This is a genomic window from Streptomyces phaeochromogenes (assembly GCF_001418655.1).
GTDB lineage: Bacteria > Actinomycetota > Actinomycetes > Streptomycetales > Streptomycetaceae > Streptomyces > Streptomyces phaeochromogenes.
This window is the reverse complement of record NZ_LIQZ01000358.1, coordinates 1-14,519: the sequence shown is the minus strand read 5'-3', so window position 1 is coordinate 14,519 and position 14,519 is coordinate 1. Positions and strand designations below refer to the sequence as shown.

At 71.6% G+C, this 14,519-nt stretch carries 11 protein-coding genes; 4 read left to right on the top strand and 7 right to left on the bottom strand.

Annotated features, from left to right (window positions below; genetic code table 11):
* Together AOK17_RS37835 and AOK17_RS37830 are read right to left on the bottom strand one after the other, a co-directional pair.
* Positions 1-538, bottom strand: a 538-nt coding sequence (locus AOK17_RS37835; RefSeq protein ID WP_055617137.1) for an alpha/beta fold hydrolase, incomplete at its 3' end; no start/stop codon positions are given.
* A 74-nt stretch (positions 539-612) separates the two neighbouring features.
* Positions 613-3,900: a family 78 glycoside hydrolase catalytic domain gene (locus tag AOK17_RS37830; RefSeq protein WP_055617142.1), complete on the bottom strand. Its 3,288-nt coding sequence runs from the start codon at positions 3,898-3,900 to the stop codon at positions 613-615.
* Between the two features lie 274 nt (positions 3,901-4,174).
* Between AOK17_RS37830 and AOK17_RS37825 the strand changes: the two genes are divergently transcribed.
* Both AOK17_RS37825 and AOK17_RS37820 read left to right on the top strand, forming a co-directional pair.
* Positions 4,175-6,778 carry an ATP-binding protein gene (locus tag AOK17_RS37825; RefSeq protein WP_055617136.1) on the top strand — a complete coding sequence of 868 codons (2,604 nt, stop codon included), beginning with the start codon at positions 4,175-4,177 and terminating at the stop codon, positions 6,776-6,778.
* 116 nt (positions 6,779-6,894) lie between these two features.
* On the top strand, positions 6,895-8,292 hold the full coding sequence (locus tag AOK17_RS37820; protein WP_055617141.1) for an FAD-binding oxidoreductase: 1,398 nt from the start codon (positions 6,895-6,897) through the stop codon (positions 8,290-8,292).
* 94 nt (positions 8,293-8,386) lie between these two features.
* On the opposite strand, the gene AOK17_RS37815 is transcribed toward AOK17_RS37820, so the two are convergent.
* The 4 genes from AOK17_RS37815 to AOK17_RS37800 form a co-directional block, all read right to left on the bottom strand.
* Positions 8,387-9,196: an SAM-dependent methyltransferase gene (locus tag AOK17_RS37815; protein ID WP_055617135.1), complete on the bottom strand. Its 810-nt coding sequence runs from the start codon at positions 9,194-9,196 to the stop codon at positions 8,387-8,389.
* Positions 9,197-9,216: 20 nt separating this feature from the next.
* The gene (locus AOK17_RS37810; protein ID WP_055617134.1) at positions 9,217-9,747 is read right to left on the bottom strand and encodes a hypothetical protein; all 531 of its coding nucleotides are present in this window, start codon (positions 9,745-9,747) and stop codon (positions 9,217-9,219) included.
* A gap of 239 nt (positions 9,748-9,986) precedes the next feature.
* Positions 9,987-10,232, bottom strand: a complete 246-nt coding sequence (locus AOK17_RS37805; protein ID WP_055617133.1) for a DUF397 domain-containing protein — start codon at positions 10,230-10,232, stop codon at positions 9,987-9,989.
* Positions 10,233-10,235: 3 nt separating this feature from the next.
* Positions 10,236-11,057 carry a helix-turn-helix domain-containing protein gene (locus AOK17_RS37800; RefSeq protein WP_055617140.1) on the bottom strand — a complete coding sequence of 274 codons (822 nt, stop codon included), beginning with the start codon at positions 11,055-11,057 and terminating at the stop codon, positions 10,236-10,238.
* Between the two features lie 290 nt (positions 11,058-11,347).
* On the opposite strand from AOK17_RS37800, the gene AOK17_RS37795 reads away from it, so the two are divergent.
* A complete protein-coding gene (locus AOK17_RS37795; protein WP_055617132.1) occupies positions 11,348-12,769 on the top strand; it encodes an NsdA family TPR-like regulatory protein in 1,422 nt (473 codons plus the stop codon).
* A gap of 35 nt (positions 12,770-12,804) precedes the next feature.
* Here AOK17_RS37795 and AOK17_RS37790 read toward each other — a convergent pair whose 3' ends face one another.
* Positions 12,805-13,629 (bottom strand): SDR family NAD(P)-dependent oxidoreductase, encoded by an 825-nt coding sequence (locus tag AOK17_RS37790; RefSeq protein WP_055617139.1) that lies wholly within the window; start codon positions 13,627-13,629, stop codon positions 12,805-12,807.
* 153 nt (positions 13,630-13,782) lie between these two features.
* On the opposite strand from AOK17_RS37790, the gene AOK17_RS37785 reads away from it, so the two are divergent.
* On the top strand, positions 13,783-14,343 hold the full coding sequence (locus AOK17_RS37785; RefSeq protein ID WP_079053503.1) for an ATP-binding protein: 561 nt from the start codon (positions 13,783-13,785) through the stop codon (positions 14,341-14,343).
* The last annotated feature ends 176 nt before the right edge of the window (positions 14,344-14,519 follow it).

The following is a 14,519-nucleotide window of genomic DNA, read 5'->3' as shown; positions in this document are numbered from 1 at the left end:
GTGAGGGGACCACCGGGTGGGCGGGAAGGAAGCCGAGCAGCGGGCGGTCGCCGAGGAAGTGGGACGTGTCGGGATCCCAGTCCGCGAGGGTGGCGAGTTCGACGTCGATGTCGGCCTCGTCCCAGCGGGGGTTGAGCCGGGCGATGTGCTCGCGGGTCGCGTGCTTGCCCTCGACGAACGCGGCAGCGTTCACCCGCCGGTCGGGCGCGGACGTCGCCCAGACCGGGTCGCAGTACACCGCCCGGCACGGCCGCAGCCGGTCGACGGCCAGCGAGAGGGCGAGTCCGCCCAGGGAGTGCCCGATGGCCACATCGGCCCGCTCGGTCAGCGTGTCCACGAGGTCGCGGGCGAAGAGCGCGGGGCTGTACTCGCCGCGAGGCGAAGCGCCGTGCCCGCGCAGATCCACCGCGACCACCCGGTACCCGCGCTCGGCCAGCGCCGGTCCGACCCGCCGCCAGGTGCGGGAGCCGGACATGATGCCGTGGACGAGCACGGCGCTCTTGTCGCCGGATCCCCACGTACGGGTGTTGAGCTGCACGTTGATGCCCTTCTCGGTCCGAGGTCCCAGGCCGCGGCGCGGTCAACGGCAGCCGTTCCCGCCGCCGGCTCACATCATCCGGCGGCCCGGGCCCGGGCCACGAACTCCCAGCCGCCGTGCGCCACTTCATACACCACGAACCCCGGCTCCACCCGCACGAATTCCGCCCCGCCCGGCGCCTTCACGGCCGAGCGACTCGCGGAGGGCACGTACACCTCGGCCGTCGAACCCACCGGCACCCGCACGGACAGACGTGTCGAACCGTCCACGACCGACCACGCCGCCGAGGCCTCGCCACGCACCGTGCGGACCGAGGTGCGGGCCCAGTTCACGCCCGTACGGCCGTCCGGGCGGACCGTGAAGGTCCGGTAGCCCGCGTCTCCGGGACGCAGCCCGGCCACGTTCTCGTACAACCACTGCACGACCGTGCCCTGGAAGTAGTGGTCGCGGGAGCGCGAGTCGAGCGGCCACATCTCCCACATGGTGTCGGCGCCGTTGTCGAACCAGTAGCCCCAACTCGGGTACGTGCGCTGGGTGGCGATCGCGTGGGCCACCTCGGAATGGCCCTGCGCGGACAGCTGCCGCAACAGCACACTCGTGCCGAGCGCGCCGGTGTTGAGATGGTTGCCGCGCCGCTTGATGTCGGCGAGGAGCGAGTCGACGACCGTGGCCCGGGCGCCCGGCGGGACCAGCCCGAAGGCGAGCGGAATGCAGTTGTTGGTCTGGCGGTAGTCGGGGTCCTTCGCCGTGCGGTAGTGGCCGTCCGGGCCCAGGAAGGCCGTGTTGAACGCCTCCTTGAGCCCGGCGGCGGCCCTGCGGTAGCGGTCCGCGACCTCGGCGTCGCGCAGCAGATCCGCCAGTTCCGCCGTGCCCGTGAGTGCCCGGTGCAGATACGCCGTCGCGGTCAGCCGGGTGTCCTCGGGCGGGTTGCCGCCGTACCCCGGCGGGAGATAGTCGCCCAGGGCGGTCACCGCGAGGCCGTCCTTGAGCCGGGAGATCTCCCAGTCCAGGTAGCGGGTCAGCGGCGTCCAGTGGTCGCGGGCCAGCCGCTCGTCCCCGTAGACGCGGTACATCTCCCGCAGCAGGAAGGGGTACACCGTCGTCCACTCCGGCGACGGACCGAGGTCGCCGTATCCCCAGCCGCCGCTCGGCACGATCACCGGCAGCTGCCCGTCGGGGTTCTGACTGTCCTTCAGGTCACCGAGCCACTTCGACAGGAAGCGGTGCACGCCTAGCGCGTACGTCATCACGGGCGCGCCCAGCTGCGCGTCACCGGTCCAGCCGTTCTTCTCGTACATCGGCGTGTCCGTCGGGATGCCGTGCAGGTTGTTGAGGACCGTGCGCCGCATCGCCGCCTCCAACCGCTCGTAGAACGGCTCGGAGCAGGCGAAGGTACCCGTCTCCGCCACGCGCGTATGGACGACCCGGCCCAGCACCTGAGACGGTTCCGGCTTCGCGGGCAGCCCGCTGATCTGCACGTAACGGAAGCCCTTGTAAGAGAACTTGGGCTCCCACACCTCGTCGGCGCCGCCGCCCGCGCACACGTACTCGTCGGTCTGGAACCGGCCCGGCACGTGCCCGGTCTCGGCGTGGACGCTCCCGTCGGACTTCAGCTTCTCTCCGTGGATCAGGCGCACGGTCGTCCCGGCAGCGGCCCGCACGGTCAGCCGCGTCCAGCCTGCTGTCGTGCGGCCCATGTCGACGACGTACACGCCCTCGCTCAACTCCTTGACGGCGACCGGGCGTACGGTCTCGATGATCTCGATCGGATCGTGCGGCTGGGCGTGCAGGGTGCCCTTCGGGGCCTCCTGGCGCTTGACCTTCCGCCAGCCGCTGTCGTCGAATCCGGGGCGGGACCAGGCCGCTCCGGGCGACTTGCGCGCGTCGTAACTCTCGCCCGCGTAGAGGGAGTTGGAGAGGGTCGGACCCTCGGTGATCCGCCACCGGTCGTCCGTGGCGATCGTGGTGCGGGAGCCGTCCAGGTGGTCGATCTCCAGCTGGCCGAGGAGGCGCGGCTCGCCGTGCCACGGAGGGAGGTGCCAGTTCCACACGTTCGGTGTCGTCATGCCGAAGAAGCCGCGGCCGAGGGTCACCCCGATCGCGTTGGTGCCCCGACGGAGGTGGTCCGTCACGTCGTGGACCGCGTACAGCACGGTCTCGTCGTAGTCGGTGAAGCCCGGGTCGAGGACCTGGCGGCCGACACGTCTGCCGTTGATCTCCGCGTCGTAGTAGGCGAGTCCGCTGATGTAGAGCCGGGCGCGCGCCACGGGCTTCGGCACGGCGAACTCGCGTCGCAGCAGCGGAGCCGGCTGCTCGGTCGCCGCGATCGACACACCGTTGCCCCAAGGCCCTTGGCCGTACGCCGCGAGCACGGCCGCCTCGGGCCACCCGCTGTCGTCGAACTCCGGTCGCTGCCAGCCCTCTTGCTCACTCTCGGCAGAGCGCCACCCCTCACCCGTGACCAGTTCGACCGTGTCCGATCCGGTCTCCACGATGAGCCGTACGAGCAGTCCTCCGGGGTTGACGGAGGCGTTGCCGCGGTTCGTCGCCAGCGCGGCGACCACGATCGGCCCGGACCCGGCGGCCCGCACCTGTTCGGTGACGTCGACGAGATGGCCCTGCCGCCAGGCATCGGTCTGCTCGGGCTGGTGCGCCACCCGCTCGCCGTCGAGATACAGGGTGAAGTCGTCGTCGGCCGTGGCGAGCAGCGTCGCCTTCCGGATCTCCGCGCCCGCGGCCGGCGTCAGCGAGCCGCGGAACCAACGGGGCCCGGCGGGCGCGCTGTTGGAGGTCGAACCGGGCGACCAGATCCAGGACGCACCGGTGAACTTCGGCGGCTCCGGCGCCGCCTCCGCGCCGATCCAGAACCCCTCCCAGGCATCCTTCGACAACGTTGTCTCCCACCAGCGCGGCGCGCTCCACGCCGACGGCCGGCCCTCGCCGTCCCAGACCCTGACGTGCCAGTGGTAGCGGGTGCGCGGATGGAGAGCCGGGCCGTCGTACACGATCCCGACCGTACGGTCCGACGTGACCCGCCCCGAGTCCCAGACCGTGCGCCGCCCCTGGCGCAGACCCTTCTCGCTCAGCGCCACTCTCACCTGGTACGCGGTCTGCCGGGCCCCGCGCCCCTCGGCAGCCAACTCCCAGGTGAGTCTGGGCTTTTCCACCTCGGTGCCGAGCAGCGTCTCGGCGTACTCGACGGTCGTGCGCTCGATCCGCAGCCGGCTCGCTCCTGAGGCGTCGGCCGCCGTTCCCGCCGACGCGGTGGCGGTGTCGACGGTCCCGGAACCCAGAGCGGCTGAGGCGCCTGCTCCGGCGACGGAGGTGCGGAGGAAGGCGCGGCGGTTCCAACCCTTGGTCATCTGGGGCCCCTTGGTTGCGTACAGGCGTGCACGGATGCGGGTGACGAAGTGATGAGGGTGTTTGAAACGATTCATTCGACTGTGGACGATCCTATGCAGTGCGGCTGTCGGGCTTCAAGAGGCGTGCACGGTGTGGCCGTCGATGCGGAAGGGAGTGGTGAGGTCGCGGATCGGTCTCTCCGGTCGGGCGGGAAGGCACCGCCGGTCGCGTCCCCGCGCGGTTCAGGTGGGTCGCGACCGACCGGAACGGCCCGGCGCGTGCCAGAATCACAGAGTGGATTGGGGGATCCTCGAACGAGACGACGAGCTGGATCAGCTGGCCGTCGCCGCGCGGGACGCGGCCGACGGAGCCGGTTCGGTGGCGCTCGTCTTCGGCGAGGCCGGTATCGGCAAGTCGAGCCTGGTGAAGGCCATGCCGGCCGTGCTGCCGGAGAAGGCACGCGTCCTGGTGGGGGAGTGCGACGACCTCGCGACGCGACGGCCGCTCGGCCCCTTCCGCGACCTCGTCGGCAGCGTCGGCGCCGAACTTGCCCGGGCTCTCACGGCGGGCGGCGACCGGCCCCGGGTGTACGACGCCCTGCGGGCCGAGCTGACTGCAGCCCCGCACCCGGCCGTCCTCGTCGTCGAGGACGTGCACTGGGCCGACGAGGCCTCGCTCGACGCCCTGCGGTTCCTGGTGCACCGGGTGGAACGCCTCCCGGCCCTCCTCGTCCTCACCTACCGCGACGACGAACTGGACCGCCGCCACCCCCTGCACCACCTCCTGGGCCAGGTCTCCAGGGCCGAACGCGTGCACCGCCTCCCCCTGTCCCGCCTCTCCGCGGGCGCCGTGCGGGAGCTGAGCGCGGTGAGCCGCCTGGACCCGGCGGAGGTGTACGAGGTGACCTCGGGCAACCCGTTCTTCGTCGCCGAAGTCGTGGCGGCGGGCGGAACCGGCGGGGTCCCGCCGACCGTGGTCGACGCCGTGCTGGCCCGGCTGCGCGGCCTGGACGACCGCACCCGCGACGCCCTGGAACAGCTCGCCGTCGTCCCGTCCGCCGTCGAACGGTCCCTCGTCGACGCGCTGTTCACGGATGGCGTGGCAGAGCTGGCCGCCGCCGAACAGCGCGGACTGCTCACCGTGACACCCGAACGGGCCGGATTCCGCCACGAGTTGATCCGCCGTGCCATCGCGGACTCGCTGCCCGCCGCACGACGTATCGAGCTCAACCGCCAGGTCCTGGCCGCGCTGGTCGCGAAGTCCGGCTCCGATCCGGCCCGCGTCGTTCACCACGCGGCGGAGGCCGGCGACCAGGAGGCCATCGCGAGGTACGGTCCCGACGCCGCCCGGGACGCCTCCGGGGCGGGCGCGCACCGGGAGGCCGCTGCCCATCTGCGGCTCGTCCTGCGACAGCGCGACCGGTTCGAGGCCGCCGAACTGGCCGACCTGCTGGAGCGGTTCGCCGTCGAGAGCTACACCATCGCCGACTCCGCGGCAGCCGTCGACGCCGAACAAGACGCGGTCGCGCTGCGCCGGTTCCTCGGCGACACCCGCGCGCTCGGCGCCGACCTGCGCTGGCTGTCCCGTATCCACTGGTGGGCGGGCAACGCCGACGAGGCCCAGCGTGCCGCGCGCGAGGCCATCGCCGTGCTGGAGGACGCGGGCGACGACCGGCTGCTCGCGCTCGCCCTCAGCAACACCTCCCAGCTCCACATGCTCTCCGAACGCACCGCCCTGGCCATCGACTTCGGCGAGCGCGCCATCGCCCTGGCCCGCCGCACCGGCGACGACGCTATCCTCGCGCACGCCCTCAACAACGTCGGCTCCGCCCGCTGGCGCGACGGCGACCCGCAGGGCCGCGCCCAGTTGGAGGAGAGCCTGAAGGTCGCGCTGGCCGCGGGCGAGGTCGAGCACGCCTGCCGCTCGTACGCCAACCTCATCTGGACCCTGCTCCAACGCCTTGAGTTCACCGAGGCCGACCGGTTCCTGGCACCCGGGATGGCGCTGGCGGACCGGGCGGAACACGTCGGGTTCCTGAGCTATCTCCATGTCGCGATGGGGCTGCGCCGGTTCGCCGCCGCGGCCTGGGACGACGCCGAGCGGCACGCCGAGATCGGCGCCCACGACTTCGTGCCCGCCCGCTGTCCCGCGCTGACCGTGCTGGCGCGGGTCCGCGTCCGCCGCGGACGGGACGGCGGGGAGGAACTCCTCGACGAGGCCTGGGAGATCGCCGTACGCACCCGTGAACTGCAGCGCACCGGGCCGGTCGCGGTCGCCCGGGCGGAGGCTGCCTGGCTCCGGGGCGATCACGCGGCGGTCGTCGCGGTCGCCGGTGAGGTCTTCGAGGAGGCACGCCGCCTGTCCGCCATGCCGCACGTGGCCGAGCTCGGCTACTGGCTCACCAAGGCCGGAAGCCCCGTACCCGCAGGGGACAGCTGGGACCATCCGTACGCGCTCCAGGCCGCCGGACGCTGGCGCGAGGCGGCGGAGGTCTGGCGCGCGGCCGGCTGCCCGTACGAGGATGCCGCCGCCCTCGCCGAGAGCCCGGACCCGGACGACAAGCTCACCGCCCTCGCCGCTCTGGACGCGCTCGGTGCGGAGCCCCTGGCCCGCCTGGTCCGCGGCGAACTGCGGCAGCTGGGCGTGCGCCACATCCCGCGCGGCCCGCTCGCCGCGACCCGGGACAACCCCGCGGGCCTCACCGAACGCCAGCTCCAGGTCATGCGGCTGCTGGCCCAGGGGCTGACCAACCCCGAGATCGCCGAGCGGCTCGTGGTGTCGGTCCGTACGGTCGACAACCACGTCTCCGCCGTACTGGACAAGCTCGGTGCCCGTTCCCGGCGCCAGGCCACCGCCCGCGCCACGGAGCTGGGACTGGTGCCCGGACGCGAGACCTAGGTAGCCGCCGACGCCGAGCTGAGTGACCGGCACGGATATCTGCGCACGGGGGACGGGACTAGAAACAGGGCCATGGAAGGGGCCCCGGAAGCAGGGTCCCGGATCGGGGGATGCACATGTCCGTCACACCAGCACAAGCGGCCCGGCAGGAACTCACCCAGTTCAAGGGCCAGTTGATCGGGCCGGACGACTCCGGCTACGCCGAGGCCAGTCCCGTCTACAACGCGATGATCGAACGTCGGCCCGCCCTGGTGGCGCGCTGTACGAGCGCCGAGGACGTCACGCACGCCGTCGGCTTCGCCCGCGCCCACGGCCTGCCGCTCGCCGTACGCGGCGGCGGGCACCACGGCGCGGGACTCGGGACCTGCGACGACGGCGTGGTCGTCGACCTGTCCCCGCTCAAGGACATCCAGGTCGACCCCGAGGCCAGGACGGTACGCGTCGGCGGCGGCTGCGTCTGGGGAGAGGTGGACCAGGCCACCAACGCGCACGGTCTGGCCACCCCGAGCGGCATCATCTCCACGACCGGCGTCGGGGGCCTCACACTGGGCGGCGGCCTCGGCCATCTCACCCGCAAGTGCGGGCTGGCCATCGACAACCTCCTGGAGGCCGAGCTCGTCCTTGCCGACGGCCGCCACGTGCGCGCGAGCGCCGACGAGAACCCGGACCTGTTCTGGGCGATCCGCGGCGGAGGCGGCAACTTCGGTGTCGTCACCTCGTTCCTGTTCCGGCTGCACGAGGTGAGCACGGTCGTGGCGGGTCCCACGTTCTGGCCCGTCGAGCAGTGCGCCGAAGTACTCGCCGCCTACCGCGACTTCATCCCGCACGCGCCCCGCGAACTGAACGGCTTCTTCCTGATCGGCGCCGTCCCGCCCGCCCCGCCGTTCCCCGAGGAACTGCATGGACGCAAGGCCTGCGGTGTCGTGTGGTGCTACGCCGGAGAGGACACGGACGCGGCGGCCCGCGCGATGGCGCCCCTGCTCGACGCCCTGCCGGAGCCGATGCTGCACGGCCCCGCGCCGATGCCGCATCCCATGATCCAGGGTGCCTTCGACGGCCTCTACCCGCCCGGCGACCAGTGGTACTGGCGTGCCGACTTCGTCAACGAGATCCCCGCCGAGGCGATCGACCTGCATGCCAAGTTCGGTGCCGAACTGCCCACCATGAAGTCGACGATGCACCTGTACCCGATCGACGGCGCCGTCCACGACCACGCGCCGACGGACACCGCCTGGAGCTACCGCGACGCGCGCTGGGCCTCCGTCTTCGCGGGCGTGGACCCCGACCCGGCCAACGCCGACGACATCAAGCGGTGGACCGTCGACTACTTCGAGGCCCTCCACCCGTACTCGGCGGGCGGCGCGTACGTCAACATGATGATGGACGAGGGCCAGGAGCGCGTACGGGCCAGCTACCGCGACAACTACGCCCGGCTGGCCCGGATCAAGGCCGAGTACGACCCGGGCAACCTGTTCCGGCTCAACCAGAACATCGAGCCGGCCGCACGGCCCTGACCGGCGGGACCTGGGATGGTCCCTGGCGCCAACGGGGGGCGTCAGGGACCACGGCTCACGTCGTCTGAGGGCTCGCGCTTGAAGCGCTCACGCTTCAGGACTTGCGGGCGACGCCCCCGTACACGTCCGTCGCCTCCGGAGTGGTGCCCGGCTCGGGGCGCCACAGCGGGCAGGAGACGATGCCGGGCTCCAGCAGTTCCAGACCGTCGTAGTAGACGGAGATCTCCCGCGGGCTGCGCAGCACGTACGGGACGGCGCCGGTGTCGTCGTAGCCCTCCTGGGCCCGCTTGAGTTCGGCGTCCGTGTCCGTGCTGTCGTAGTGCACGAAGTAGCTGCCCGGCGGCAGGGCGGCCTGGAGACGGCGGACGATCGACTGGGCCTCTTCGTAGTCCTGGATGTGGCCCAGGATGCCCATCAGCATCAGCGCGACGGGCTTGTTGAAGTCCAGGATCTTGCCCGCGGCCTCGATGATCTGCTCGGGCTCGTGCAGGTCCGCGTCGATGTAGTCGGTGACGCCCTCGGGGGTGCTGGTGAGCAGCGCCTGGGCGTGCCGCAGGACCAGCGGGTCGTTGTCCACGTAGACGATCCGCGACTCGGGCGCCACGCGCTGGGCGACCTGGTGGGTGTTGTCGTACGTGGGCAGGCCCGTGCCGATGTCCAGGAACTGGCGGATGCCCAGCTCACCGGCGACGAACGTCACGGTACGGATCAGATAGCCGCGGGAGGCGCGGGCCATCGTCTCGATGTTCGGGGCGATCTCGCGGTAGGCGTCGCCCGCCTCCCGGTCGACCTCGTAGTTGTCCTTGCCGCCCATCCAGTAGTTCCAGATGCGGGCCGAATGCGGCACCGTGGTGTCGATCTTGGACAAAGCGTCCTGGTCGGGAGTGGACTGGCCGTCTGCCATGCGAGATCTCCTGCCGTGCGTCACGCGGTCTGCTTCCAACCTACCGTCAACTGCCCTTTGCAACGCCCCAGTTGAAGATGGGGAGCGGATGGCGCACGGATGGGAGGGCCGGGGCCGCCGACGTCCAGAGTGACGACGGGGACGTGCTGGGCGAGGGTGCGGAACACCCGGCGGTAGGCGTCGGCAGCCTCGGCGCCCTCGGTGTCCGGGCGGCGTCCGGAGTCCGTCAGATGGAGAAGCGCGCCGTCCCGTTCGGCCACGGACTCGGCGAAGTCGAGCGCCTGGATCCAGGTCACCCGGGAGTGTCCGCGGCGCAGCGGCCCGTAGACGAGTTCGTGGACGATGCCGCCGTCGACCGCCAGGCGGCCGGGGGCGGCGAGGAGTTCGCGGTACGGACGCGTCGGGTCCACGTGGTGCAGATGGCTCCGTGAGCGTCTGATCGTGAATCCGCCTCGGACCAGTTCGGCGAGCAGCCCGCTTCTGACGATGCCGTCGGGGCCCTCGACGACCAGTGTCCGGCACCGGTCGACGGCCTCATGGAGCGTGCGCATACCACTCCCTCCGGACGACCGACTTCCTCAGTGTGACCGGGCGACCCGCACGGCGGGAGTGCGCGTGCGGGTTGTCCGGTTGTGCGGCCGTAGTGGTGGATGGTTGTGCGGGCGTAGTGGTGCCGTCCGGTCCGGGCGGGCGAGGGCGTCGGAGCACGGGCTCCCGACGCGGGAGTTCTAGCGGGTTGTGGGGCGACTGGAGATGCCGGGCGACCAGGGATGCCGGGCGACGAGAGGCGTCAGGCGATGAGGAAGTCGGCCTGGCCGGACTTCGCGCCCTCCAGGAACGAGATCATCTCGTCCCGGGTGTAGATCAGCGCGGGCCCCTCCGGGTCCTTGGACTGGCGGAACGCGACGCTGCCGTCGGGCAGTCGCTTGGCCTCGACGCAGCTGCCGCCGTTGGTGCCGCTCCAGGGCTTGTGCCAGCCCTCGGTACCCAGATCGATGGCGGGCATACCGCTGTGGATGGGGTCCATGGAAGTCATGGCTCACAACTCCTTACGCAGTTCAGCCAGGATGGCCCTGGTCCGAGCGACCGGTTCCGCCTGCACGGACATCCGGTCCATTACTTCGAGGTACGTCACGACGTCGGCCGGCTGGTCGACGTAGACCGAGCCGACGAGGCTCTCGGTGTAGACGACGTCGGGAAGTTCGGAGAAGCCGAAGCGGAAGTGGTGGAAGGGGCCGAACGCGCCCGGGTGGGCTCCCACGGAGTAGCGCAGTATCTGGATCCGGACCTTCGGCATGTCCAGGGCCTCGTTCAGCCGGTCGATCTGGGCCCGCATCACCTCGGCCCCGCCCACCGGGCGGCGCAGCACCGTCTCGTCCAGGATGGCCCAGACGGCCGGTGCCTCGGACTTCGAGAGCAGGTCCTGGCGCTTGAGGCGCAGGGCGACACGGCGGTCGATGTCCTCCTTCGTCTCGTTGGGAAAGCCGATGTGCATGAGCGCCGCCACGTAGTCGTGCGTCTGCAACAGGCCCGGGACGTAGTGGGGTTCGTAGAGACGGATGACGCTGGCTTCGCTCTCCAGGCTCACGTAGGCGCTGAACCAGTCCGGCAGCACATCGCGGTACGAGTACCACCAGCCGGGCTGGTTGGCCTCCCTGGCCAGCGAGAGGAAGTCCTCGACCTCGGACTCCGGGACTCCGTAGGTGTGCAGCAACTCCCTCACGTAGGGGATACGGAGGCCGACCTCGGCCTTTTCGATCCGGCGGACCGTCAGAGGCGTGACCTCGATCGCCCGCGTGGCGTCCTCGAAGGAGACTCCGGCCTGTTCCCGCAGTTGCCGGAGCCGCTTGCCGAGAACCATCCGCAGGACGGTCGGTGCACTGCCGCCCGAGCGGTTGTCGCTCACGTCCTACCTCCCGGAACGGCCGTCACAGCGTGCAGTGTGCCACGAGGTCGCTGACACAGACAGAGCGATGAGGATCGTTCTGAAATTATCAGAACGCTTGTTGCGGGTTGTGTGTGTCGGCCATCATAGTGATCGAGTGACCTGCCGCACAGTCCGGCGGCGACGGCGCACAACAGCGCATCGCCTTCCCGGACTTGACGCCCCGGCAGGGAGGGCAGACCGCAGCACCGCGATGCGACACCTGGATGGCCACCGTGAGCGACGGACAACCGAGGAGCCCGGGCAAGGGTCCCGCCGGGGCCAACAAGGCGCTGTCGGCTGCCCTCAGAGACGCCGGGTGCTCCTATGCCTCGCTCGCCCTCCGGGTCAACGAACTGGGGCGCAGACAGGGCACGGACTCCAACTACGACAAGGCGTCGGTCACCCGCTGGCTGAACGGCCAGCAACCCCGGGGAAACACCCCCGAGTCGATCGCCGCCGTCCTGTCCGAGCGACTCGGCCACGCCGTCTCGCCGACGGACCTCGGCTTTCTGCCCGACCAGCAACGACCGGTCGTCGGCAGGGCACTCGTGTACCGCGAAGACCTGGCAGACACCTTGCACACCTTGGCCGAACTGGGTTCCACCGACATCTCCCGCCGCAGCCTCCTCGGCGCGGTCCCCTTCGTCGCCGGCGCCCTGACGAACCCTCAGCGGGATTGGCTGCTCTGGCTGGTGGAGCACGCCGGGGACCACGACGTCACCCACCTCGCGCCGGTGACCGACGGGGGACCCGTCGAGCAGGTCCACGCCATGATCAGCATGTTCGACCAGATGGACAACCACTTCGGCGGCGGCGGAGTGCGCACGAGCATCGTGCACTACCTGTGCACCGAGGTCGTCCCCATGCTCCAGCGCCGCGGCACACCCCCGCACCAGCAGCGCCTGCTGTACGCGGCTGCCGCCCGCCTCGCCGCGATGGCGGGCTGGAGCTCGTACGACGCGGGGGAGTACGGACTCGCACAGCGCTACATGACCCAGGGGCTGCGCCTCTGTGCCGAGGGCCGTGACCGCGTCCTGGGCGGGCAGATCCTGGCCGGTCTCTCCCACCTCGCCACCAACCTCGGCCGCCCGGACGAGGGCGTGGCCCTGGCGAGGGCCGGCATCGCGACCGCGAAGGACTCCGGCAGCCCGCTCGGCCTGATGCGTCTGTACGCCATGTCGGCGCGCGGACACGCGGCGCGGGGCCGCTCCGGTGAGACGGCCGAGGCGCTGAAGCTCGCGGAACAGCAGCTGGACGCGAGCCGGGGAGCCGCGCAGGAGTCCGTGTGGGTGCGCTTCCTCGACCACCACTATCTGCAGGCCGAGTCCGCCCTGTGCTTCCGCGACCTCGGCCTGGCCGCACAGGCGGAGCGCACCGCCGGTGAGTCGGTCGACGCCAACGCCGACCGGCGCAGGCGCCAGGCCATCAGCCGTTCCGTACTGGCGACCGCGCACCTCCAGCAGAACCGCCTCGATGAGGCGATCGGTACGGCCACCAAGGCCCTCGACACCCTCAGTGCGGTGCACAGCGAGCGGTCCATCCAGGCCCTGCGTGACTTCCGCAAGAGGCTGGAGCCCCGCAGCCACGAGCCGCTGGTCCAGGAGTTCGAGCGCAGGTCCCGACCGGTGCTGGGGGCGGTGGCATGACCATCGGCCCCGGCACGACCGGCCTGCCCGACGGCTTAGTAACCGTCGGGCGAGGGGGAGTTCTGGGCGCGGTCGACGGGCAGATTGGCCCCGGAGATCCCGCTCGACCAGTCCGACAGCAGGAACGCCACCACGCGAGCCACCTCCTGCGGCGCGACCGGCTCTCCGCCCGGCAGCTCGGCCGCCGCGAACGCGGCGAAGGCCTCGGGTTCCTCCCTGCGCATCCGGTCCCAGCGCCGTCCCGGGATGAGCATCGACCCCGGCGAGACGGAGTTCACCCGGATCCCGTCCGGGCCGAGCTCGCGGGCCAGCGAGGCGGCCAGATGGATCTGCGCGGACTTCGCGGTTCCGTACTGCGCGTTGGGCCCCGGCTTCCAGCCGGAGATCGACGAGATGACCACGACCGAGCCACCGCCCGCCGTCCGCAGATACGGCACGGCGGCCCGTACCAGCCGCGCGGTGTGTCCGACGTTCAGTTCCCAGGTCGCGGCCCAGTCCCCGGCGTCCGTCTGTTCGAGGCCGCGCCCGCGGGAACCTCCCGCGCAGGCCACCACACCGTCCAGGCCGCCGAAACGACCGGCCGAGGCCGTGACGAACGCCTCCAGCCGCTCCGGTTCGGTGACATCGAGGGCCCGGGTGAACAACCCGTCGGGCGCCGCGGCGTCGACCGTGCCTCTCAGCGTCTCCAGGTCCCGTGCCGTACGGGCACATGTCGCGACCCGGGCGCCCTCGGCGGCCAGCAGCCGCACGATCTGCTCGCCGAGGCCTCGTGTGCCGCCGGTGACGAGCACGCGCTTGCCGCTCACGCCGGACCAGCCGCGGGCACCCTGCCCGCTGTCGACCGCCCGGTCCTCGCTCACGTTGCTCACGCTTTCGAACATACATGCCACACCACTACGCGCCTGCAACCGGACAACCCCCGTACCCCCTGGTCCGCCGCCGCTCCGGCCGGTTGGCTGCACGGGCAGCCACCGAGACCGTCCCCCACCCGTGCTGCACTCGAAGGAGGCACGATGACGGCACCCAGGGCACACCGCCGTCGGCCGTCGCCCTCGCTGACGCGCGGCGCGGACCATGACTCGCCCACCGGTCGGCCCTGGCCCGGTGAGAGCGCCCGGACCGCCCCGGTCACGTCCGCGGCTCCGGCCGAGCCCGTCCCCGTGAGCGCGGCGCGTTCCCTTCGCGTCGTGGTCCCCGCGCAGCCCTCGCGCGCCTCGGGCGTACGGCGCATGGTCGCCGAGCAGCTGTCGTACCTGCGGTTGCCGGCCGAGGAGCTCGACAACGCCGTCCTGGCCACCGACGAACTCTTCGCCAACGCCGTCAGGCACGGCAGCCCCGACGCCGGTGACATGGTCACCGTCAGCGTCGAATGCACCGACCACGAAGTGCGGGTGACGGTCGCCGACCACTCGCCCGACCTGCCGCGCCACCGCACGGCGGACGACGCCGACGAGTCCGGACGCGGGCTCGCCATCGTGGCCGCGCTGGTCGACGACTGGGGCATCGCACCGCCCGACCCCGGCGAGACGGGGAAGCGGGTGTGGTTCTCATTGGAAATCCAGGGGGCGTCATGAGCGGTTCCGGCATGCCGGGCCACGTCGCGCACGACACGGCGCGAGAGGGGCGTACGGGGGTCGCCCCCCGCCCGGGTCGCGACGGGCCCATGGAGCCGGCGGGTGCCCCGGGCGGTGACCCGGGGCACCCGTGCCGGGACGGGCACGGGGGGCGAGTGCATGACACGGCGGGGGAG

Bases quoted from the DNA above. Each gene is read 5' to 3' on its own strand.
- AOK17_RS37800 (WP_055617140.1), bottom strand. From the start codon at position 11,057: ATGGTTCTCGGCAAGCGGCTCCGGCAACTGCGGGAACAGGCCGGAGTC.
- AOK17_RS37795 (WP_055617132.1), top strand. From the start codon at position 11,348: ATGGCCACCGTGAGCGACGGACAACCGAGGAGCCCGGGCAAGGGTCCC.
- AOK17_RS37785 (WP_079053503.1), top strand. From the start codon at position 13,783: ATGACGGCACCCAGGGCACACCGCCGTCGGCCGTCGCCCTCGCTGACG.
- AOK17_RS37820 (WP_055617141.1), top strand. From the start codon at position 6,895: ATGTCCGTCACACCAGCACAAGCGGCCCGGCAGGAACTCACCCAGTTC.
- AOK17_RS37830 (WP_055617142.1), bottom strand. From the start codon at position 3,900: ATGACCAAGGGTTGGAACCGCCGCGCCTTCCTCCGCACCTCCGTCGCC.
- AOK17_RS37805 (WP_055617133.1), bottom strand. From the start codon at position 10,232: ATGACTTCCATGGACCCCATCCACAGCGGTATGCCCGCCATCGATCTG.
- AOK17_RS37810 (WP_055617134.1), bottom strand. From the start codon at position 9,747: ATGCGCACGCTCCATGAGGCCGTCGACCGGTGCCGGACACTGGTCGTC.
- AOK17_RS37815 (WP_055617135.1), bottom strand. From the start codon at position 9,196: ATGGCAGACGGCCAGTCCACTCCCGACCAGGACGCTTTGTCCAAGATC.